Below are 20,889 nucleotides of genomic sequence, written 5' to 3' on the forward strand. Positions count from 1 at the left end.
CACTGCCGGCGGCGGCGTTTGTGGCGTTGGGGGCTTTGTGTGGCGGGCTCTGAGGCGTGGGGTGGTCAGTTCTTTCGTCGGGAGCGCCAGACCAGGTAGACGGCCGAGGCCAGTGCCGCTCCCCGGACCACCCACGGCCAGGTCTCGGCGACGGCGTCGTTCAGGTGGCCCTGCGCGATCGGCTCACCCCACCGCCCCTCGTTCCGCCCCCACAGCCACACCAGCCCGGCCACGACCGCCGTACCCGGCAGCACCATCACCGCCCACTTGGTCTCCGCGGCGGTCAGCCGCCGGGAGCCGTAGGCGATCGCCCAGCCCAGGAGCAGCGCGAACCAGTTGCCGAGCACGGTCCCGGCGACGAGCGCGGCGGCGGCCAGCAGCAGGAGCGGGTTGGACCAGCCGGGGAGGAGCCCGCGCGCGGGGCGGCCCGCGGTGCCCGCGGACGCGGCCGCCCGAGCCGGGAGCAGGCCCAGGAGACGGCGGCGCGGGGCGGCGGGTGCGGGTGCGGTCTCGGCGGGGTCCGCCGCCGGACCGGCCTTCTCGGTGGCCGCTTCCGTCGTCTCCGCCGGGGGGCGCCTGAGCATGTCCGGGATCTCCACACCGCCGACGAACCCCGGCACCGGGTCGGTGTCCGCCAAGGGGCCGCCGGTGCCGACGCGCCACCAGTCGGGCGGCATCGCGCTGTCCCCCAGCTCATGCGCGGGGGCGAGGTGCGGCGGAGCCGGTGCGTCCCGCCGTGCGGACGGCTCGGGTTCGGCGGGGCGCGGGCGCGGTACGACCCGGCGCAGCCCCTTCGGCCGCTCGCGCTCCGCCCGTTCCGGCGCCGGCCCTCCGGAGGCGGGCTGTGCCGGTACGGCGGTGGAGGGCGGTTGCAGGAGCGGCCCGCCGGTGCCGCCCGCCGCCGAGACGACGTCGTCCGGGGTGCCGAGGCGGTCCAGGATGCGGCGGACGGCGGCGGGTGAGTCCACCGTCGCCTTCGCCCGGCTCCGGTCGATCTCGTTACGCAGCTCCGACACGAGCCGCATCCGGGTCGCCGACGGCAGCTGCCGCTGCTGGGCGATGTCTCCGACGCGGCTCAGATACTCGTAGACGACCTGGTCGCTCTCGATCCCCACGGAACCCCTCCGGGGTGCGCCGACTGATTCCCCGTGAGGACGGTACCGGTTCCTCCTGACCACCCGCGGCCCGCACCGCCAGCCACCCAACCCGCACCCCACCCACCCCCCTCCCCTCCCCCTCCCCCTCAGGGTGGGATTGGCGGATCCGTTCCGGAGAGGCTCTGGAAAGGTGCAGGTCACGGGCGAGGGTGGCGGGCGGGGGGTGGAACGGATCTGCCGATCCCACCTTTCGGGAGGGAGGGGGACCCGGGGCTCGTTCGGGGTGACTCGGGTTTCAGGGGCGGGTGAGGGTGGTTGGTCTGTTCGGTGGGGAGGGGATGTCCGCTACCGTTGGCCGGATGAGCCCCGAGGCCCACTCAGCCCCTCGGTCCCTCGCGGAGGCGCTCCGCGTGCGGGACGACGCCTCCCTGGCCGCGCTGCTGCGCAGCCGCCCGGACCTCATCACTCCGGTACCCACCGACCTCACCCAGCTCGCCACGCGCGCCGGCACGCGCGCCTCCGTGCTGCGCGCCCTCGAGCGGCTGGACCGGTTCGCGCTCCAGACGGCGGAGGCACTGGCGGTGGCCCCGGACCCGGCTTCGTACGACACCCTGCTCGGGCTGATGGCCGGGGACGCCGGCGACGAGACGATCGCCGGCGCGCTGCCGCAGGCCCTCGGCATCCTGCGCGAGCAGGCGCTGGTGTGGGGCGACGACGACCGGCTGCGGCTGGTGCGCACCGCCCGCGAACTGCTCGCACCCTCTGCCCAGCACCCGTCCCCGACCGGGCTCGGCCCGACCGTGCAGGAGGCCACCTCGGGCATGTCGCCGGGGCGGATCCAGGAGATCGTGACGACGGCGGGGCTGCCGTCGACGCACGACTCGGTGTCCGCCGTGACCGCGCTGACCTCGCTGTTCACGCACCGGAAGAAGATGGCGAAGCTCCTCGCCGGGGCCCCGGAGGCCGCCCAGGAGGTGCTGTCCCGGCTGGTGTGGGGGCCGCCCTACGGACAGGTCACCGCGGAACCGGCGGCGCATCTGCGCTGGCTGCTGGACCGCGGCCTGCTGCTGCCGACCGCACCCGGCACGGTCGTGCTCCCCCGCGAGGTCGCCCTGCATCTGCGCGGGGGCCGTGCCCACCGCGCGCCGGAGCCGCTGCCGCCCGCCGTGGCGCCGGCCGCGGCCCACAGCCCGCAGGTGGTGGACGCCACCGCGGCCGGCCAGGCGTACACCGCGCTGGCCACCGTCGAGGAGCTGCTGAAGGACTGGGACGAGGGCGGACCGGCCGTGCTGCGGGCGGGCGGGCTCAGCGTCCGCGACCTGAAGCGGACCGCCGTGGCGCTGGACGTGTCCGAGCCGGTCGCCGCCTTCTGGGTCGAGCTGGCCTACGCGGCCGGCCTGATCGCCTCCGACGGCGAGGCCGACGAACGGTACTCGGCCACCCCCGCCTACGACGAGTGGCTGGAGCAGCCGCCCGCCGAGCGCTGGGCGCGGCTCGCCCAGGCATGGCTGGCGGCCACCCGCACGCCGGGGCTGGTCGGCGGCCGGGACGCGAAGGACCGGGCCCTGTCGGCGCTCGGCCCGGGCCTCGACCGGTCCGCCGCGCCCGAGGTACGGCACCGGGTGCTCTCCCTGCTGGCCTGGCTGCCGCGGGGCGCGGCCCCGGACACCGAGTCGGTGCTGGCCAGGCTGCGCTGGGAACGGCCGCTGCGCGGGGCCCGGCAGGACGGCGACGACGACCTGCGCTCCCGGCTGGCCCGCTGGACCCTGTCGGAGGCGGAGCTGCTGGGCGTGACCGGCAGGGGAGCGCTGGCGGCGCACGGACGCGTACTGCTCGGCGCGCCCCCCGCCACCGGATCCGGCTCCGCGAAGCCCGGCACGACCGGGACCGGCGCCCCGGCCGCCCCCGGCGCCACCTCGACCGGCGCCCCGACCCGCGGCGCCACCTCGACCGGCGCCCCGGCCGCCCCCGATGCCGGTTCCCCCGTCCCGTCCGGACCCGGCGACAAGCTCCCGGTGCACCACCACCGCGCGCCGGACCGGCTCGCGCCCCTCTCCGCCCCCGAGCAGGCCGTCGCGGCCGCCGCAGCGACCCGGCTGCTCGCCCCGCTGCTGCCCGAGCCGCTGGACCACGTCCTGCTCCAGGCCGACCTGACGGCGGTCGCCCCCGGCCCGCTGCGGCGCCCGCTCGCGGACATGCTGGGCGTGCTCGCGGACGTGGAGTCCAAGGGCGGCGCGACGGTGTACCGGTTCACGCCGGCGTCCGTCCGCCGCGCCCTGGACGCCGGCCAGACCGCCGCCGACCTGCACGCCTTCCTCGCGGAGCACTCCCGTACGCCGGTACCGCAGCCGCTCGCCTACCTGGTCGACGACGTGGCCCGCCGACACGGCCATCTGCGGGTCGGCGCGGCCTCGGCGTACGTGCGCTGCGACGACGACGCCCTGCTGAACGAGATCCTCGCCGACAAGCGGGCCGCCGCCCTGCACCTGCGCCGGCTGGCCCCGACCGTGCTCGCCGCCCCGGCCGACCCGGCGACGCTGCTGGAGGGGCTGCGCGCGATGGGTTACGCGCCCGCCGCCGAGTCCGCCGAGGGCGATGTGCTGATCACCCGCGCCCACGCCCACCGCACCCCGCCGCGCACCGCGCCCGAGCCGGTGCCGGACGGGCCGCCGCCGCCCGACGCCACGCTGCTGGCGGCGGCGATCCGCGCGATCCGGGCCGGTGACCTGGCCGCCACCGCCCCGCGCAAGCAGGCCGGTGAGCCCCTGGCGGGCGGTGAGCTGCCCCGGACCTCCTCCGCCGAGACCCTGGCCACCATGCAGGCCGCCGTCCTGACCGGCGACGCCGTGTGGATCGGCTACGTCAACGCCGAGGGCGCCGCCAGCCAGCGGGTCATCGCCCCGATCCGGGTGGAGGGCGGTTTCGTGACGGCGTACGACCACACGGCGGACGAGGTGCGGACGTATCCGCTGCACCGGATCACGGGGGTCGCCGAGCTGGCGGACGACTGAGTCAGTCGCCGGCTCAGCAGTCCGCTACCGGCGCGTCCGCCGGCAGACCGAAGCGGGTACGGGCCGCGCTCTCCAGAGCACCGGCCGACATCGGCCGGTCCAGGGCGGAGCCTGCGAAACGGCCGAAGTGGTCCCTCGTCCAGCGGGCGTTCCCGGCGCCGTCGGGCGCCTGCTCGCGCGACACGACCCGGTAGCCGCCGTCCGCGGTCCGCGCCAGCCGCAGCACCTGCGGGGCCTGCCCGGCGCTGCATTCCACCAGGCTGCCGTCGCGCACCCCGTACTCGACGCACAGCGTGTTGACGCCCGCGCGCACCTCGTCCCCGTGGTCGTCCAGGTCGAGCGCCTCGGCCCGGCAGAACCAGTGCGCCTCCAGCGCGGGCACGGCCTCGCCGTAGCCGCTTCCCCGGCTCTCCGCCGCGAGCCGGGCCTCGATGACCGGCCGTACCTCGCCCCAGAGCCGTGAGTCGACCTGCCCGGGCCACATCGCCCAGACACCGGTGGCCGCCAGCACCACCACGGCCCCTGCCCCGGTTCCCCACCTGCCTGCCGGCATCGCGCCCTCCTCATCACCCCCGCGCACCGCACCGCTTCGCCGGAGAAGACACCCGGACCCCGCGCGTGGTTGCCCTGTGAGCGGTGACCCAGGCGGCGTGGGCGGCTCGGACAGGCCGCGGACCCGGTCCGACCCAGGCCACGACCAGGCCGGACAGGTGACGCGCGTGTCCCGGACATGTCCTGGACACCACAACCCCTTGTCCACCCCGCACACCCCGGCCAGCCTTTCGGTCCAGCAGCCGGGACCGCGACGGGCCCGGCGCCGATCGGACGGGAGGACGCACGGGATGTCTGCCATCGACGACACCTCACCAAAGTCGCGCTGACCTTCGGCCACGTTGGCCGGAAAGGGTTTTGATCCATGACGGGCCCCACAACAACCATGGGTGCCATGGATCAGAGAGCGCTTGCGCTGAAGGAGTTACGGACCGCGGCGGATCTGAACGCCGAACTGCGCGAGCTGAAGGCGCGCTCCCGGCTGACCTACCGGCAGCTCGAGGAGCGCGCCGCCGGGCAGGGCGGACTGCTGCCGCGCAGCACGCTGGCCGACGTCCTGCGCCACGGCTCACTGCCCCGGCAGGAGCTGCTGACGGCGTTCGTCCGCGCATGCGGGGAGGGCGACTACGTGGACGACTGGCTGGCGGCACGGAAGAGGGCCGCCGAGTCCCAGACCCCGGGCCAGGGGCCGGGGGGCTCGGGACCGGGGGCGGGGGGATGGGGGCACCGGCCGGGGGGATCGGGGCAGGGGTCGGAAGGATCGGCGGGAATGGGCGGCTCGGGGGAAATGGGCCGCTCGGCGGGAATGGGCGGCTCGGGGGAAATGGGCCGCTCGGCGGGCGCGGGGGGAGCCGGGGGTCCTGGGGGCCCTGGGGCCACGGGGGGCTCCAGGGACTCCGGGGAGTCCGGGGAGTCCGGGGGTCAGGGAGAGTCCGGGGGTCGCGGGGACTCCGGGGGTCACGGGGCCCCCGACGGTCCCGAGGAGTCCGGGGGCCGGGGCGGTCGCCTGGGGCCCCCGGGGGCGCGCGGTGCGCTGCGGCGGCTCGTGCGCACCCGACGGTCCCGCGTCCTCGCCGGAACCGTCCTCGCCGCCGCCCTGGCCGCCGGCGTCGTGTGGTTCCTGCGGGACTCCGGCCCGGGAGGCACCGCGGACCCGGCGGCCGGGTCCACGCCGCTGCCGCGCGGGCAGGTCCTCCTCCGGCCGCTCGCCTCCCCCGGCCTGTGCGTCACGGACGGACAGGCCCGGGACGGGCGGTACCGCTCCCTCGTCGCCGTGCAGCGCCCCTGCGCCGAGACCGCCCCGCAGACCACGACCCTCGAACCCGTGGACAAGGGCACCTACCGCATCTCCTGGTACCGACCCGACCAGGGCAAGGGGTGCCTGAAGGCGCTCACCTCGGGCCCCGGCGAGGGACTGCTCGAACCCTGGGAGGCGTGCGAACAGACCACCGTCTTCCACTTCGTCCCCACCGAACACGCGAAGGCCGCGCAGGCCGGGACGTCCGGGAAGTCCGTCGGCCGGCCTTATCTGATCAAGGTCGACGACGGCACGTGCGTGGGCATCAGGGCCGCGAGCCCCGCCGCGGGCGCGGAAGCCGTCGTGGAGGGCTGCACGGGCGCGGACAGCCAGCTCTTCCTCGTCGAAGCCGCCCTGTGAGACCGTTCCCGCAGGTGGCGACGGTGCGGACGCCGAGGCTCGCGGGCGATCCGGCCTGATGAGGCACACTGGACGTTTGGCCGTTGTGGAAAGGGTGTGCCGCGCGTGAATGGTCCACTGATCGTCCAGTCCGACAAAACCCTGCTCCTGGAAGTCGACCACGAGCGGGCCGACGACTGCCGGCGGGCCATCGCGCCCTTCGCCGAACTGGAGCGGGCGCCCGAGCACATCCACACCTACCGGGTCACCCCCCTCGGCCTGTGGAACGCCCGCGCCGCCGGCCACGACGCCGAGCAGGTCGTGGACGCCCTCGTGCAGTACAGCCGCTACCCGGTGCCGCACGCCCTGCTCGTGGACATCGCCGAGACGATGGACCGCTACGGCCGCCTCACCCTCTCCAAGCACCCCGCGCACGGACTCGTCCTCACCACCACCGACCGGCCGGTGCTGGAGGAGGTGCTGAAGTCCAAGCGGATCACCCCGCTGGTCGGCGCCCGCATCGACCCGGACACCGTCGTGGTGCACCCCTCGGAGCGCGGGCAGATCAAGCAGATGCTGCTGAAGCTGGGCTGGCCGGCCGAGGACCTCGCCGGGTACGTCGACGGGGAGGCGCACCCGATCGAGCTGCTGGAGGACGGCTGGACGCTGCGCCCCTACCAGAAGCAGGCCGTGGAGAACTTCTGGCACGGCGGCAGCGGCGTCGTCGTGCTGCCCTGCGGCGCCGGCAAGACACTGGTCGGCGCCGGGTCCATGGCCGAGGCGAAGTCGACCACGCTGATCCTCGTCACCAACACCGTCTCCGCCCGGCAGTGGAAGCACGAGCTGGTGAAGCGGACCTCGCTGACCGAGGACGAGATCGGCGAGTACAGCGGCACGAAGAAGGAGATCCGCCCGGTCACCATCGCCACGTACCAGGTGCTGACGACCAAGCGGAAAGGCGTCTACCCGCACCTGGAGCTGTTCGACTCCCGGGACTGGGGGCTGATCGTCTACGACGAGGTGCACCTGCTGCCCGCGCCGGTCTTCAAGTTCACCGCCGACCTCCAGGCGCGCCGCCGGCTGGGGCTCACCGCCACCCTGGTGCGCGAGGACGGCCGTGAGTCGGACGTGTTCTCGCTCATCGGGCCCAAGCGGTTCGACGCGCCCTGGAAGGAGATCGAGGCGCAGGGCTACATCGCACCGGCCGACTGCGTCGAGGTCCGGGTGAACCTGACCGACTCCGAGCGGCTGGCCTACGCCACCGCCGAGACGGAGGAGAAGTACCGCTTCTGCGCGACGACGGCGACCAAGAGGAAGGTCACGGAGGCGATCGTCCGCCGCTTCGCCGGGCAGCAGATCCTGGTCATCGGCCAGTACATCGACCAGCTGGACGAGCTGGGCGAGCACCTGAACGCCCCCGTCATCAAGGGCGAGACCTCCAACGCCCAGCGCGAGAAGCTCTTCGACGCGTTCCGCGAGGGCGAGATCAGCGTGCTGGTGGTGTCGAAGGTCGCCAACTTCTCCATCGACCTGCCCGAGGCCACGGTCGCCATCCAGGTGTCCGGCACCTTCGGCTCGCGGCAGGAGGAGGCCCAGCGGCTCGGCCGGGTGCTGCGCCCCAAGGCCGACGGCCACCAGGCCCACTTCTACTCGGTCGTCGCCCGCGACACCATCGACCAGGACTTCGCCGCCCACCGGCAGCGCTTCCTGGCCGAGCAGGGCTACGCCTACCGCATCGTGGACGCGGACGAGATCCTGGCGGACGGCTAGGGCCTCTCGTTCGGATCATGCCGGGCTCGCGCGGTCCCTGATCCGGCCTGAACCGAACGAAAGACCCTGGGCGCGGACGGTCAGGCGCGGCCCCGGCGAGGCAGGGCCTGGAGCGGGCACGGCCTAGAAGAAGGCGTGGTACTCCATCCAGCCCTTGGTCTTGCCGGACTTGCCGTAGTACCAGTCGCCGCCCTTCGCGGTGCAGTACACACGCACGTTGCTGCCCGCGAAGACGGACTTCTTCACCTTGGACCTGAAGCTGGGGCTGGTGTACATGTCGGCGTGGTCCCACTGGACGACCTGAAGGGTCTTGTCCTTGATGTTCTTGGTGCACGCGGAGGAGCCGACGGCCGAGGCGCTGGGCGCGGCGAGGACGGTGGCGCCGATGGCGAGCGCGGTGGCGGCGGTCAGACCGCTCACCGCCTTGCGGAACGGAAGCTTCGAGAAGGGCATGTCAGATTCCCCGTTTGCTCGGTCGAAACGATCGGACAACGGCTGATCATGCTGTCATACGAGATGGAGAGCCCGAGCACCAGGAGCGGGTAAGCAGCCGCCAACGGCTGTTGCCACCAGGGAAGTTCCAGGTCCCGGGCCCCCTCATGGGGCACCAGCCATATCGTGCGGGCGGTGAAGACGAGGGCCACCAGCGCGGCCGTGCGGGTGCGCCCCTCCGCCAGCAGCACGGCGAGCAGCGGCACGCACCACACCCAGTGGTGGGTCCAGCTGATCGGGCAGACCAGCAGGGCCGTGAACGCGGTCAGCAGGATGCCGTGGCTGTCCCGGCGGGCACGGGCCGCCAGCGCCAGGCCCGCCACCGCGACCGCCGCCGCCGGGAGCGCCCAGGCGAGGACCGGATCAGGGTCGCCCAGGGCCCGCGCGACCAGCCCCCGCAGGGACTGGTTGTCCACGATCCAGGCCTTGCCGACCCGGCCGGTCTCGTACAGGCGCCGGGTCCAGAAGTCGGCGCTCGCGGAAGGGAGCAGGACGGCACCGAGCGCGACCGTCCCGCCGAAGGCCGCCACCGCCGTCGCCGCCTCCCGCGCCCGGCCCCGCAGGAGCAGGTAGGCCACGAACACGGCCGGGGTGAGCTTGATGCCGGCCGTGATCCCGAGGGCGAGGCCCTTGGCGCGGGCGCCGGGAGGCCGGGTCAGGTCCCACAGGGCCAGGCAGGAGACGGCCAGGTTGATCTGGCCGAACAGCAGCGTCTGGAAGACCGGCTCCAGCCAGAGCGCGGCCGCGGTGGCCGCACAGAGCAGGGACGGGGTCAGGGTCCGGGACGCCAGACGGGCGGAGAGGGCGACGAAGACGGCGAGCAGGAGCGCGTTGCCCGCCAGGAACGCCGCTTTCAGGGCCGGCACGGGGAGCCAGGTCGCCGGGACGAACACGATCGCCGCGAAGGGCGGGTAGGTCGCGGGGAGCCGCCACTCGGTGACGGTGAAGCCGTAGAGGTCGGTGCCGTGGGCCACGGCCGCGCCCTCGGCCCGGTACACGAGGAGATCGGCCATGGGTGCGCCGCGCAGGGCGCACAGCGTGACGAAGGAGGTGAGGGAGAGGGCGAGAAGGAGCAGGGACGTCCGTTTCCGCACGGACGCGACCCTATGTCGTCACTTGCGACGTATGCCCGCTTCCTCGCCGTACTCGCCGAGGATCACGACGCTGAACGCCGCCTCGACGAACACTTTCGCGGCCCGCAGGGCGTTGCCGAGCGGGTGGTGGTGCGGGCCGTCCACGGCCGTGGCGCCGGCCGGGGGCCGGGCAGGGGCTGGAGAGAAGGTTGCTGCGCTCATGTCTCCATGGTGGAACTTCGGCCCCCTCGTACGCATCGGTCTGCGGGTCCAGTCCGGAACGGTGCCGCGTAGATCTCCGGGTGGACCCCGCCCCCTACGCCAGGGGCACCCCGTCCCCTAGGGGACGGAAATTCATTGGACCCGGGCGCCTGACCACGCCTAAAATCTCCGCTCTTGCCCGCCTCCCTCGCGGAGTGCCCACCCGTCACACACCACCGCCCCAGACGAGACCCTTCGGGCCGCCCGAATGTCTGCCCGGCCGGAAACCGGACGGCACCGTCGTAGCCCACACCGCAGGCCCAACGGAGGCACCCCCTTGTCCGCGCCCACCCACGAACCGTCCGCCGAACCGTCGGCCGGCCCGCTCGCCCGAGAGCGGGCCCACCTCGCCGCGTCCCGCTCCGCCCTGCGTGCCATGCGGGAGGACGTGGAGGCCCTGGACATCGGCGACGTCACCGCGAACTGGGTCAACGCCGCGGTGCTCGCCCGCCAGATCGACGAGCGCATCAAGGCGCTGGCCGATCTCAGCGACACCCCGCTGTTCTTCGGTCGGCTGGACTACCTGCACGCCCCCGGGGCCGAGGGCGCCGAGGAGTCCAAGGGGCGCGAAGCGCCTTCCTCGCAGGGGCGGCGGTGGGAGACGGACGGACAGTTCTACATCGGGCGCCGGCATGTGCACGACGCGGACGGCGACCCCATGGTCATCGACTGGCGCGCGCCGGTCTCGCAGCCGTTCTACCGGGCGTCCAAGAAGAACCCCATGGACGTCGGGCTGCGCCGGCGCTTCGGCTACACCGGCGGCGACCTGACCGCGTACGAGGACGAACACCTCTCCGACCCGGCCGAGGCGGCCGCCACCAGCAAGCTGCTCCAGCAGGAGATCGAGCGCCCGCGCGTCGGACCGATGCGGGACATCGTGGCCACCATCCAGCCGGAGCAGGACGAGATCGTCCGCTCCGGCCTGTCCGGCACGGTCTGCGTACAGGGCGGCCCCGGCACCGGGAAGACCGCCGTCGGCCTGCACCGGGTCGCGTACCTGCTCTACGCCCACCGGGAGCGGCTCGCCCGCACCGGCACGCTGGTCATCGGGCCGAACCGGTCCTTCCTGCACTACATCGAGCAGGTCCTGCCCGCGCTCGGCGAGCTGACCGTCCGGCAGGCGACGGTGGACGACCTGGTCGCCCACGCCGAGGTGCGCGGGACCGACGACGCGGCCGCCGGGCTCGTCAAGGGCGACGCCCGGCTGGCCGAGGTGCTCAGACGCGCCCTGTACGCGCACGTGACGCTGCCCACCGAGCCGGTCGTGGTCGTGCGCGGCTCGCGGCGCTGGCGGGTGCCGGCGTACGAACTGGAGGAGATCGTCCGCGAGTTGCTGGCGCGGGACATCCGCTACGGCGCGGCCCGCGAGGCCCTGCCGCAGCGCATCGCGCACGCGGTGCTGGTGCAGATGGAGCGGGCCGGGGAGGCCCCGGACGACCGGGTGCAGGACGCGGTCGCCCGCAACAGCGCGGTGAAGGCGGCCGTGAAGGCCCTGTGGCCGGCCGTGGACCCGGCGAAACTGGTGCTGCGGCTGCTGGGCGATCCGGAGTTCCTCGCCGAGCACGCCGCCGGGATCCTGGACGAGGACGAGCAGAAGACGATCCTGTGGGCCAAGCCGGCGCGCAGCGTGAAGTCGGCCAGGTGGTCGGCGGCGGACGCGGTGCTGATCGACGAGGCGGCCGACCTGATCCAGCGCACGCACTCGCTCGGCCATGTCGTGCTGGACGAGGCGCAGGACCTGTCGCCGATGCAGTACCGGGCCGTCGGCCGCCGCTGCACCACCGGCAGCGCGACCGTCCTGGGCGACCTCGCGCAGGGCACGACGCCGTGGGCGACCCGGAGCTGGGCGGAGGCGCTGGCCCACCTCGGCAAACCGGAGGGCGCCATCGAGGAGCTGACGGCCGGTTTCCGCGTGCCGACGGACGTCATCGCGTACGCCTCCCGGCTGCTCCCGCACATCGCACCCGGCCTCACCCCGGTCGCCTCCGTCCGGGAGAACCCGGGCTTCTTCGAGGTCCGTACGGCCGCCGGAACGTCCGACGTGGTCGCCGCCTGCGAGGAGTTGCTGCGCAACGAGGGCTCGACCGGTCTGATCGCCGCCGACGCCCGCGTCCCGCAGCTGGCCGAGGCCCTGGCGGCGGCCGGCATCCCCTGCCTCGCACCCGGTGAGGAGACCACCCGCGAGACCCGGCTGACCCTCGTCCCGGCCTCGCTCGCCAAGGGCCTGGAGTACGACTACGTGGTCCTGGACGAGCCACAGGCGGTGGTGGACGGCGAACCGGACGAGCGCACCGGGCTGCGTCGCCTGTACGTGGCGCTGACCCGTGCGGTGTCCGGCCTGATCGTGACGCACTCGGCGCCGCTGCCCGCACAACTCGCCGAGTAGGGTGCTGAGCCGGTCCGGCATGTCCCCCTGGAAAGGCACCCGTTGAGCACGCCTCCTCCGCACTCCGCGTACCCGCACCAGCAGCCGCAGGAGCCGTACCAGCCACCACAGGGGCCGTACCAGCCACCACAGGAGCCGTATCGGCAACCGCCGGGGCCGTACCAGCCACCACAGGGCCCGTACCAGCAACCGCAGGGGCCGTACCAGCAACCGCCGGGGCCATACCAGCAACCGCCGGGGCCGTACCCGCAGGCCCCGGCTCCGTATCCGGCCGCCGCCGCTTCCGGGCCCGGAGCCGGAGCCGGGCCCGGACCGGGGTGCGAGGTGTGCGGGGCGATGCCCGCCGTGCCGGTGACGGTGCGCGGGCATCAGGGCATGGTGGTGCTCATGCGGTTCCTGCGGCGCCGCGGTGTGCTGTGCCGCACCTGCGGCCTCGCCGTCTTCCGGCAGATGCAGTCGGACACCCTGGTGCGGGGTTGGTGGGGCGTGCTGTCGATGCTCGTCACCCCGGTCACCCTGCTGGTCAACCTCGCTGCCCTGGCCCGGATCCGCAGGCTCCCGGCACCGGTGACGGCCGCCTGGCGCCCGCCGCTGGACCCCGGCCGCCCGGTGCTGCGACGGCCGGCCGGCCTGATCGGGCTCGTCCCGCTCGGCGCGTTCGCGGCACTGGTGGTCGCCGTGCCCGTCCTGGCGGCGACCGGCGCCTCCGAGGAGCCGTCCGGCGTCCACTTCCGGCCCAGGAAGAACCTCGCCCAGCTCTCGGTCGGGGCCTGCGCGCACAACGACCGCGAATGGCCCCACCAGGACCTCAGGAACGTTCCCTGCGACTCCCCGGACGCCCAGTACCTCATCACCGAGCCGAAGCACGGCTACTGCGCGACCGGCGACTACGTGGCCCACCTCCAGTACAGCGTGGACGGCGGATCCACCCTGTGCCTGCACCCGGTGAAGAACTGAGGCCTCTCGTTCGGACCATGCCGGGCCCGCGGGGTCCGGCACCGCTCCCTGATCCGGCCTGATCCGGCTTGATCCGGCCTGATCCGGCTTGATCCGGCTTGATCCGGCCCGACCCGGCCCGACCCGGCCCGGCCCGACCCGGCCCGGCCTGAGGACCCTAACCGGCGTCGCCGTCCACCGCCGTACGCCACTGGGCGACCGCGTCCGCCGAGACCGGCCCCCGCCAGCCGCCGGGGCGGGCCGCACCGCCGATGTGGAACGCCTTGATCCGGCCGGCCCGGAGCCGGGCCACATGGTCGAGGCGGAGTCCGCCGCCGACCAGGATCTGCTGCTCGTACCCGGGCTCGCCGTCGTGCGCCGCCTCGGCGAGCAGCGTGGGCAGGCCGTCGTCCACGCCCGCGGCGGAGCCGGCGGTGAGGTAGGTGTCCAGGCCGGGCAGATCGGCGAGCTGCTTGCGCAGGGCGTCCCGGTCCGCGGCCCGGTCGATCGCCCGGTGGAAGGTCCACCGGCAGCCGCCGAGCGCGCCGACGACCCGCTCCACCGCGGACAGGTCGACACCGCCGTCCGCGGCCAGGAAACCGAGCACGAACTGGTCGGCGCCGGCCTGCCGCAGCTCACCGGCCACGCCGACCAGCCGGTCCACGTCCCCGGCAGCGAACCCGTCCGCGAGGCGGAGCATCACGCGCAGGTCGATGTCGACGGCGGCACGGATCGCGGCGACGGTGGCGGGCGAGGGGGTGAGCCCGTCGGCCGCCATCTCGGTGACCAGCTCCAGCCGGTCAGCGCCTCCGGCCTGGGCGGCGACCGCGTCCTCGACGTCGAGGGCGATCACCTCCAGGACTGCACGCTTGCTCATGGCACCCCATTCATCGGCATTCATCGGGCGACTACAGGTCTAGTCCAATTCAAGAGTACGCCGGTCCGCGAGCGCCACGGTGCCCCCGCTCCCCCGAAGACGTTCAGCCGCCTCCCGCACCCCGGCTCGGCACAGGGGCCGCCGCTTCGGGCGGACGGCCGTCGGCCGGCGCGGAAGAATGGGGCCCATGGCCGACCTCGACGCCCTGCGTCTCCGCTTCGCCCGCGCCCTGGAGGCAGCCCGCACCCCCGGCGGCGGCCCCGACCCCGCCCCCTACGCCGACGCCCTGCTCACCCGCTGGCAGGAGCCGCAGCGCCACTACCACACGGTGACCCACCTCACCGCCGTACTCGACCACGTCGACGTCCTGGAGACGTACGCGGCCGACCCGGACGCGGTCCGCCTGGCCGCCTGGTTCCACGACGCCGTCTACCTCCCCGAACGCTCCGAGAACGAGGAGCGGTCCGCGCGGCTGGCCGAGCGCGCCCTGCCGGAGGCCGGCGTGCCGGACGCCACCACGGCCGAGGTGGCCCGGCTGGTCCGGCTCACCGTCACCCACGACCCGGCCGACGACGACCGCGACGGCCAGGTGCTGTGCGACGCCGACCTCGCGATCCTGGCCGCGCCCCCGTCCGCGTACGCCGCCTACACCGCCGCGGTCCGCGAGGAGTACCACTTCGTGCCGAACGACGCCTTTCGCGCGGGGCGGGCCGCGGTGCTGCGCCAGCTCCTGGACCTGCCCCGGCTGTTCAGAACCCCCCACGGAGAACGGAAGTGGGAGGCGACGGCCCGCTACAACCTGACCGCCGAGCTGGAAATGCTGTCGACCTGAGCGGTCGGCGCACCTAAGGTGCGAGCCATGCGTGCCATGGGTGGGGATCAGGTGGAAGAAGCGGTCGCGAGCTGCGTGGCGGCACTGCTGCCGGCGGTCGACCGGGACTGGAAGGAGGTGAAGGCCGCCGGACTGACGTGGAGTTGTCACGAAACGGCGGTCCACATCGCCGACGACCTCGTCGCCTACGCGGCCAACCTGGCGGGACGCGCCCGGGACGCCTACGTCCCCTTCGAGCTGACCCTCGACGAAGGCACCGACAACACCGGCCTGCTGCACGTCGTCGAGACGACCGGCGCCCTGCTCGCCGCGACCGTCCGCACCGCCCCGCCCGGCGTCCGCGCCTTCCACCCCTACCCCTTCGGCAGCGCCGACCGGGTCGGCTTCGCCGCCATGGGCGTCGCCGAAGTCCTCCTCCACACCCATGACCTGACCCAGGCGCTGGGCCTCCCCTACGAGCCGCCCGCCGCCCTGGCCGAGTCCGTCCTGGCCTGGCTCTTCCCGCACATCCAGCCCGGCCCCGCGTCCTGGCCGGCCCTGCTGTGGGCGACCGGCCGGGGCGAACTGCCCGGCCGCGCCCCGGTCACCGAGTGGCGCTGGCGCAACAACCTGGTCATCCCCGCCGAGCGCGTCACCCTGACCGGCATCCGCCCGGCCGCCGCCGACGACCTGCGCCTGGGCGGCACGGGCGGCTTCGACTGGATCGACGGCGGCCCGTACGAGGGCACGCGGGAAGCCTGCTCGTACCTGATGAAGGCGTACGAAGCCGGCGTGCACCGCCCGGAGTTCGGCGTCTTCGCCCTGGTACGGCCCGAGGACGGCCGGGCGATCGGCGGCATCGGCTTCCACGGCGCCCCGGACGGGGAGGGACGGGTGGAGATCGGCTACGACCTCGTCGCCGGCGCCCGCGGCAACGGCTACGCGACCGAGGCGCTGCGCGCACTGACCGGGTGGGCACTGGCCCGGGAGGACATCGGGCTGGTCTTCCTGACCATCGAGCACGACAACGTGTCCTCCCAGGGCGTGGCGACCCGCGCCGGCTTCACCCGGGCGACCGAGGAGGAGACGCGGATCGCACACGCCGAGCACGACATGGAAGCCGGGCTCCTGCTCTACCTCCGCCGGGCCTGAGGCCGGACCCGGTCCACGACGCCGGACATCGGACCACGACGCCGGACCCCGGACCACGACGCCGACGCCGACGCCGACGCCAGGTCACGACAGCGACCCCGGACCACGACGCCGGACGCCAGGTCACGGCGGTGCCCCGGACCACGGCGTCCGGCGCCGGGCTACGACGCCTGGTGCCTCTTCGGCCGGCGCAGACCCGACGCCCGCAGCAGCCGCACCACCTCGCGGCTGCTGACCTCCAACGCCCCGGCGGCCACCGCGTCCGCGTAGCGGTGCGCGGGGAGGTCGTAGTGGTCGCGCTCGAAGGCCCGCCTCGGCACGCCCAACCCGGCCGCGAACACGTGGAGTTCGTCGTACGAGGCGTCGCTGACCAGGTGCGACCACATGCGGCCGTGGCCGGGCCAGGAGGGCGGGTCGATGTACAGCGTCACGACGAGACCGCCCCGCCGGCGGCCGACCCCAGCGAGCCCAACGACGCCACCTTCACGCCCGCCTTGTGGCACACCCAGTGCGGATCGGGGCCCAGTTCGGGCTCCACGTCCAGCGCGTGCGGATCGCCGGAGCCGCACACCGGGCACAGCGGCCAGCGGCCGTACCGGTCCAGCAGCGCGTCCTGCACGTCCTGGGCGACCAGCCCGGCGACGAAGGCCGCGCCGTCCGGCCACTGCTCGACCCACCAGCGCCGCTGGACGATGGAGTCCTCCACCAGTGAGACCACGTCGGCCTCGGCGACCTCGCCCGCGACCAGATCGGCGAGCACCAGGGCGCGGGCGGCGTGCAACGCCTGCTCCAGGGGGCTGATGGGGTCCATGCACCCCATTGTGCGCACTCTTGACCGCGACACCGAACCGAAAATATCTTTCATTCGTGACCCAGGACGTGAAGGAAATTTTCGGCAGTCCGGGCGGCTCCCTCGCCGCCAAGGTGCGCACGCTCGCCCCGTCCATGACCCGGTCCATGCAGCGTGTCGCCGAAGCCGTCGCGAACGACCCGGCCGGGTGTGCCGCGCTCACCGTGACCGGCCTCGCCGAGCTCACCGGCACCAGCGAGGCCACGGTCGTACGCACCGCCCGGCTGCTCGGCTACCCGGGCTACCGCGACCTGCGTCTCGCCCTCGCCGGTCTGGCCGCCCAGCAGCAGTCCGGCCGGGCCCCCTCGATCACCACCGACATCGCGGTGGACGACCCCATCGCCGACGTCGTCGCCAAGCTGGCCTACGAGGAGCAGCAGACCCTCGCCGACACGGCCGCCGGACTCGACACCGTGCAGCTGGGCTCGGCCGTCGCCGCGCTGGCCGCCGCCCGGCGCACCGACGTGTACGGCATAGGAGCGTCCGGGCTCGTCGCCCAGGACCTCACCCAGAAGCTGCTGCGGATAGGGCTCATAGCCCACGCGCACAGCGACCCGCACCTCGCGGTGACCAACGCGGTGCAGCTCCGTTCGGGTGACGTGGCGATCGCGATCACCCACTCCGGGTCGACGGGGGACGTCATAGAGCCGCTCCGGGCCGCCTTCGAGCACGGGGCGACCACCGTCGCGATCACCGGCAGACCCGACTCCCCGGTCACCCAGTACGCCGACCTCGTGCTGACCACGTCGACCTCCCGGGAGACCGAGCTGCGGCCCGCCGCGATGTCCTCCCGGACCAGTCAGCTGCTGGTGGTGGACTGTCTGTTCGTGGGAGTGGCGCAGCGGACGTACGAGACCGCGGCGCCGGCGCTGGCCGCGTCGTACGAGGCGCTGGCGCACCGCCACCGGAGCACTTCGCGATAGGCCGCAGCACGCAAGACGTAGGAAGAAGTCAGGAACAGGTGCCGTGGGGGCCGGGTCCGCCGTGGCCGGCCGCGCCCGTGGCGGAGCCACGCGCCGGCCACGGCCCCGCGCCCCTTCCGGGAACCGCAGACCCCCCAGCGAAAGAGCCACCCCCTTATGTCCTCTGATGACCTGCGCACCCAGCTGGCCTCGCTGACCACCGAGGCGTTCCGGCCCGAACTCGCCGACATCGACCGGTTGCCCACCCTCGACATCGCCCGGCTGATGAACGGCGAGGACGCGGGCGTACCCGCCGCCGTGGCGGCCCAGTTGCCGCGGATCGCCGCCGCCGTCGACGCCGTGGCCGAGCGCATGGGCCGCGGCGGACGGCTCGTCTACGCCGGTGCCGGCACCGCCGGACGCCTCGGCGTGCTGGACGCCTCCGAGTGCCCGCCCACCTTCAACACCGACCCCGAGCAGGTCGTCGGCCTGATCGCGGGCGGCCCCGCGGCCATGGTCACCTCCGTGGAAGGCGCGGAGGACTCCGGTGAACTGGCCCGCCGGGACCTCGACGCGCTGAAGCTCGGCCCCGACGACACCGTCGTCGGCGTCTCCGCCTCCGGCCGCACCCCCTACGCCGTCGGCGCCGTCCGGCACGCCCGCGCCCTGGGGGCCCTGACCATCGGTCTCGCCTGCAACGCGCACAGCGCGCTCGGGGCCGCCGCCGAACACGGCATCGAGGTCGTCGTGGGCCCGGAACTGATCACCGGCTCGACCCGTCTGAAGGCGGGCACGGCCCAGAAGCTGGTGCTGAACATGCTGTCGACGATCACCATGATCCGGCTCGGCAAGACGTACGGGAACCTGATGGTCGACGTGCGCGCCTCCAACGACAAGCTCCGCGCACGCTCGCACCGGATCGTCTCCCAGGCCACGGGCGCGGGCGACACCGAGATCGAGAAGGCCCTCACGGAGACCGGCGGCGAGGTGAAACAGGCGATCCTGGTGCTGCTCGCCGGCGTCGACGGCCCGACGGCCGCCCGCCTTCTGGAGGAGTCCGGCGGACATCTGCGTGCCGCGCTGGCGCACGCACCCCGCTGACCCGCACGCTCGGGGCGTGCGCAACGACCCCGCCTCCACCGCGACCGCCGTCCTCGCCCGGGTCGGCGGTCCGGCCAACGTCACCTCCGTGGCCCACTGCATGACCCGCCTCCGGCTGACCCTCGCCGACCCGGCGGCCGCGGACGAACAGGCCCTGCGGACCGTACCCGGGGTGCTGGGTGTGGTGGCCGCCGGGAGCGACTGGCAGATCGTGCTGGGACCGGGGGTGGTGAACGAGGTCACGGCGGCGGTGGCGAAGTCGGTGGCCGACCCGCCCGGCCCGGACGGCCGAGCAGCCGGTCAGGACGACCGTACGGACCGCCCGGGCACCGCCCAGACGGCCGGTCAGGGCGCCCATTCGGTTGATCACGGTGACCCGACGACCGGCCAGGGTGACCCGGCAGGCGAGGGTGTCCTGGCGGCCGATCACGTTGGCCCGGCCGTCGATCAGGGTGTCGTGGCGGTCGGTCAGGGTGTCCTGGTGAAGGAGCGGCTGCGCCGGCGCAATGCCACGCCGTTCAAGACGGCCCTGCGCCGCGTGGCGAACGTCTTCGTCCCGCTCATCCCCGCCCTGATCGGCTGCGGCATCCTCGCCGGACTCAACGGGCTGCTGCTGAACGCCGGGTGGCTGCCCGGCCTGACCCCCGCCCTCTCCGCGATCGCCTCCGCCTTCATGGCGCTGATCGCGGTGTTCGTCGGCGTCAACACCGCGAAGGAGTTCGGCGGGACACCCGTGCTGGGCGGGGCGGTGGCCGCCGTCGTGGTGTACCCCGGGGTGGCGAAGGTGACGGCTTTCGGCGTGCACCTGACCCCCGGGCAGGGCGGGGTGCTCGGGGCGCTCGCGGCGGCGTTCCTGGCGACGCGGGTGGAGAAGTGGTGCCGGGGCCGGGTGCCGGGCGCGCTGGACGTGCTGCTCACCCCGACCCTGACGGTCCTCGTCCCCGGCCTGGTGACGCTGTACGGCCTGATGTACGCGGCCGGCGCGGTGGCGACGGCGATCGGCACGGCCGCGAACTGGCTCCTCGCGACCACCGGTGCGGTGGCCGGGCTCGTCCTCGGCGGCCTCTTCCTGCCGCTCGTCATGCTCGGCCTGCACCAGGCCCTGATCCCCCTGCACGCCACCCTGATCGACCAGCAGGGCTACACGATCCTGCTGCCGCTGCTGGCCATGGCGGGCGCGGGCCAGGTCGGCGCGGCCCTCGCGGTCTACGTCCGCCTCCGCCACGACGTCTCGCTGCGCACGACGATCCGCTCGGCGCTCCCGGCCGGCCTGCTGGGCGTCGGCGAACCCCTGATCTACGGCGTCTCCCTGCCCCTCGGCCGGCCGTTCCTCACCGCCTGCGCGGGCGGCGCGGCGGGCGGGGCGTTCGTCGGTTTCTTCGCGATGCTCGGCACCAAGGTCGGCGCCACGGCGATCGGCCCGTCGGGCTGGGCCCTGTTCCCGCTGCTCGCGGGGAACAGGGGGCCGGGGGCGGCGGCGGCCGTCTACGGGGGCGGGCTGCTCACCGGGTACGCGGTGGGCTTCGCGGCGACGTACCTGTTCGGATTCGCGCGCCGTCCCCGGGTGGCCGCCGCCGCGTGACGCGTCGTCATGGCCGGTCGTTTGCCCGGCATGATGACGAAGCTTCTGGCCACCGCCGCCCTCACGCTCTCCGCCGCCGCACTGACCGCCCCCGCCCACGCCCAGGATCACGCACACACCCACGCCCAGGGTCACGCCCACGACCACTGGACCGCCACCGGCACCGCCCTGTGCGCCGGCGGCATGGCCGCGGGTCCGGTGGTCAGGACCGTGTCCCCGGTGCCGCTGACCGGCGCCGCCCCCGCGTGCGGCAAGGGAAGCCTGCTGCACCACGGCGGCTGACCCCCGACACCGGCACCGACACCGGACCCGACACGGCACGGCACCGAAGGAGCACCGACACGGCGCAGCGGCGGTGGCAGCGTCAGCGGCAGCGGTGACAGCGGCAGCAGCGGCGGTG

19 protein-coding genes are annotated in these 20,889 nt (G+C 74.2%); 11 read left to right on the forward strand and 8 right to left on the reverse strand.

Going from position 1 to position 20,889, the window contains the following annotated elements; translation table 11 throughout:
• Positions 1 to 65: 65 nt before the first annotated feature.
• Positions 66 to 1,115 (reverse strand): hypothetical protein, encoded by a 1,050-nt coding sequence (locus tag JK361_RS37515; RefSeq protein ID WP_201827017.1) that lies wholly within the window; start codon positions 1,113 to 1,115, stop codon positions 66 to 68.
• Positions 1,116 to 1,456: 341 nt separating this feature from the next.
• On the opposite strand from JK361_RS37515, the gene JK361_RS37520 reads away from it, so the two are divergent.
• Positions 1,457 to 4,108, forward strand: coding sequence for a helicase C-terminal domain-containing protein (locus JK361_RS37520; RefSeq protein WP_201827019.1), 2,652 nt, complete (start codon positions 1,457 to 1,459; stop codon positions 4,106 to 4,108).
• A gap of 13 nt (positions 4,109 to 4,121) precedes the next feature.
• On the opposite strand, the gene JK361_RS37525 is transcribed toward JK361_RS37520, so the two are convergent.
• Positions 4,122 to 4,661 (reverse strand): hypothetical protein, encoded by a 540-nt coding sequence (locus tag JK361_RS37525; protein WP_201827021.1) that lies wholly within the window; start codon positions 4,659 to 4,661, stop codon positions 4,122 to 4,124.
• Between the two features lie 393 nt (positions 4,662 to 5,054).
• Between JK361_RS37525 and JK361_RS37530 the strand changes: the two genes are divergently transcribed.
• Both JK361_RS37530 and JK361_RS37535 read left to right on the forward strand, forming a co-directional pair.
• Positions 5,055 to 6,317 carry a hypothetical protein gene (locus JK361_RS37530; protein WP_201827023.1) on the forward strand — a complete coding sequence of 421 codons (1,263 nt, stop codon included), beginning with the start codon at positions 5,055 to 5,057 and terminating at the stop codon, positions 6,315 to 6,317.
• 105 nt (positions 6,318 to 6,422) lie between these two features.
• On the forward strand, positions 6,423 to 8,066 hold the full coding sequence (locus JK361_RS37535; RefSeq protein WP_201827025.1) for a DNA repair helicase XPB: 1,644 nt from the start codon (positions 6,423 to 6,425) through the stop codon (positions 8,064 to 8,066).
• A gap of 123 nt (positions 8,067 to 8,189) precedes the next feature.
• Here JK361_RS37535 and JK361_RS37540 read toward each other — a convergent pair whose 3' ends face one another.
• Genes JK361_RS37540 through JK361_RS37550 form a run of 3 tightly spaced genes read right to left on the reverse strand, consistent with a single transcriptional unit; the run spans position 8,190 to position 9,853 of the window.
• A complete protein-coding gene (locus JK361_RS37540; protein ID WP_201827027.1) occupies positions 8,190 to 8,519 on the reverse strand; it encodes an SH3 domain-containing protein in 330 nt (109 codons plus the stop codon).
• A complete protein-coding gene (locus JK361_RS37545) occupies positions 8,483 to 9,652 on the reverse strand; it encodes a glycosyltransferase 87 family protein (protein WP_372448780.1) in 1,170 nt (389 codons plus the stop codon). Before JK361_RS37545 ends, JK361_RS37540 begins: the two co-directional genes overlap by 37 nt.
• 18 nt (positions 9,653 to 9,670) lie before the next feature.
• The gene (locus JK361_RS37550) at positions 9,671 to 9,853 is read right to left on the reverse strand and encodes a hypothetical protein (RefSeq protein ID WP_201827029.1); all 183 of its coding nucleotides are present in this window, start codon (positions 9,851 to 9,853) and stop codon (positions 9,671 to 9,673) included.
• A 316-nt stretch (positions 9,854 to 10,169) separates the two neighbouring features.
• On the opposite strand from JK361_RS37550, the gene JK361_RS37555 reads away from it, so the two are divergent.
• Both JK361_RS37555 and JK361_RS37560 read left to right on the forward strand, forming a co-directional pair.
• Positions 10,170 to 12,278, forward strand: coding sequence for a HelD family protein (locus JK361_RS37555; RefSeq protein ID WP_201827031.1), 2,109 nt, complete (start codon positions 10,170 to 10,172; stop codon positions 12,276 to 12,278).
• Between the two features lie 336 nt (positions 12,279 to 12,614).
• Entirely contained in the window at positions 12,615 to 13,235 is a 621-nt protein-coding gene (locus tag JK361_RS37560; RefSeq protein WP_201827032.1) for an LppU/SCO3897 family protein, read from the forward strand.
• A gap of 157 nt (positions 13,236 to 13,392) precedes the next feature.
• Here JK361_RS37560 and JK361_RS37565 read toward each other — a convergent pair whose 3' ends face one another.
• Entirely contained in the window at positions 13,393 to 14,091 is a 699-nt protein-coding gene (locus tag JK361_RS37565; RefSeq protein WP_201827034.1) for a copper homeostasis protein CutC, read from the reverse strand.
• 187 nt (positions 14,092 to 14,278) lie between these two features.
• Here JK361_RS37565 and JK361_RS37570 point away from each other — a divergent pair, with 187 nt between their 5' ends.
• Positions 14,279 to 14,923 (forward strand): HD domain-containing protein, encoded by a 645-nt coding sequence (locus tag JK361_RS37570; RefSeq protein ID WP_201827036.1) that lies wholly within the window; start codon positions 14,279 to 14,281, stop codon positions 14,921 to 14,923.
• A gap of 36 nt (positions 14,924 to 14,959) precedes the next feature.
• Entirely contained in the window at positions 14,960 to 16,054 is a 1,095-nt protein-coding gene (locus tag JK361_RS37575; protein ID WP_201827086.1) for a GNAT family N-acetyltransferase, read from the forward strand.
• Between the two features lie 161 nt (positions 16,055 to 16,215).
• On the opposite strand, the gene JK361_RS37580 is transcribed toward JK361_RS37575, so the two are convergent.
• Both JK361_RS37580 and JK361_RS37585 read right to left on the reverse strand, forming a co-directional pair.
• Positions 16,216 to 16,485 carry a DUF4031 domain-containing protein gene (locus JK361_RS37580; protein ID WP_201827038.1) on the reverse strand — a complete coding sequence of 90 codons (270 nt, stop codon included), beginning with the start codon at positions 16,483 to 16,485 and terminating at the stop codon, positions 16,216 to 16,218.
• Positions 16,482 to 16,865, reverse strand: a complete 384-nt coding sequence (locus JK361_RS37585) for a DUF8819 family protein (RefSeq protein ID WP_201827040.1) — start codon at positions 16,863 to 16,865, stop codon at positions 16,482 to 16,484. The genes JK361_RS37580 and JK361_RS37585 overlap by 4 nt, the downstream gene beginning before the upstream one ends.
• 56 nt (positions 16,866 to 16,921) lie before the next feature.
• On the opposite strand from JK361_RS37585, the gene JK361_RS37590 reads away from it, so the two are divergent.
• The 4 genes from JK361_RS37590 to JK361_RS37605 all read left to right on the forward strand — a co-directional run bounded on the left by JK361_RS37590 (position 16,922) and on the right by JK361_RS37605 (position 20,771).
• Positions 16,922 to 17,827, forward strand: coding sequence for a MurR/RpiR family transcriptional regulator (locus JK361_RS37590; protein WP_201827042.1), 906 nt, complete (start codon positions 16,922 to 16,924; stop codon positions 17,825 to 17,827).
• A gap of 156 nt (positions 17,828 to 17,983) precedes the next feature.
• Positions 17,984 to 18,907, forward strand: coding sequence for an N-acetylmuramic acid 6-phosphate etherase (gene murQ / locus JK361_RS37595; protein WP_201827045.1), 924 nt, complete (start codon positions 17,984 to 17,986; stop codon positions 18,905 to 18,907).
• 16 nt (positions 18,908 to 18,923) lie between these two features.
• Positions 18,924 to 20,489 carry a PTS transporter subunit EIIC gene (locus tag JK361_RS37600; RefSeq protein ID WP_201827047.1) on the forward strand — a complete coding sequence of 522 codons (1,566 nt, stop codon included), beginning with the start codon at positions 18,924 to 18,926 and terminating at the stop codon, positions 20,487 to 20,489.
• Between the two features lie 30 nt (positions 20,490 to 20,519).
• A complete protein-coding gene (locus JK361_RS37605; RefSeq protein WP_201827049.1) occupies positions 20,520 to 20,771 on the forward strand; it encodes a hypothetical protein in 252 nt (83 codons plus the stop codon).
• Positions 20,772 to 20,889 lie beyond the last annotated feature (118 nt).

This window comes from Streptomyces musisoli (assembly GCF_016741855.1).
GTDB classification, from domain to species: domain Bacteria; phylum Actinomycetota; class Actinomycetes; order Streptomycetales; family Streptomycetaceae; genus Streptomyces; species Streptomyces musisoli.